Origin of the sequence: Bacteroides caecigallinarum (genome assembly GCF_016901995.1) — a bacterium.
GTDB lineage: Bacteria > Bacteroidota > Bacteroidia > Bacteroidales > Bacteroidaceae > Phocaeicola > Phocaeicola cellulolyticus.
Genome location: NZ_JACJLE010000150.1, coordinates 1 through 474 on the forward strand (window position 1 = coordinate 1; position 474 = coordinate 474).

General features: G+C 36.7%; 1 rRNA gene. It reads right to left on the bottom strand.

Features of this window, described 5'->3' with window-relative positions:
• Positions 1–99 (bottom strand): 16S ribosomal RNA (locus H6A61_RS15405); the annotation flags it as partial.
• Positions 100–474: the final 375 nt, after the last annotated feature.

A 474-nucleotide genomic window follows, 5' to 3' on the forward strand; every position in this document is an offset into this window, starting at 1 on the left:
CGGCGATTGAAGCAAGCTTCAATCCCGCTGCCCCTCGACTTGCATGTGTTAAGCCTGTAGCTAGCGTTCATCCTGAGCCAGGATCAAACTCTTCATTGTAAAATATCTTATATATCCGTTAAGGATGTGTTTTGTCTCTGTTCAGGATACCGTTTTATCTTTAATTGACGGTTTATTCTTACTTTTCATCACATTATTATAATGTGACGCTTGTACTACATTCTGTTTGTTTATTTAAAATCTTTCAAAGAACTTTCTTTCGCTTTGGAAGCGAAAGCGTTTGCAAAGATAAGGGATTTATTTTTAGCTACCAAACTTTTTCGAAAGTTTTTTTTGAAAAAGTTTTTTTTCAGTTTGAAAACCAAACTTTCTTTCTCGCTCCCTTGCTACTACAAGGTAAGATACTCAAAAGGATTTTCATATCTCCTTACTCAGCTTCAGCATGTCAACTTAACCGCTCTCCCTCTCGAAAGC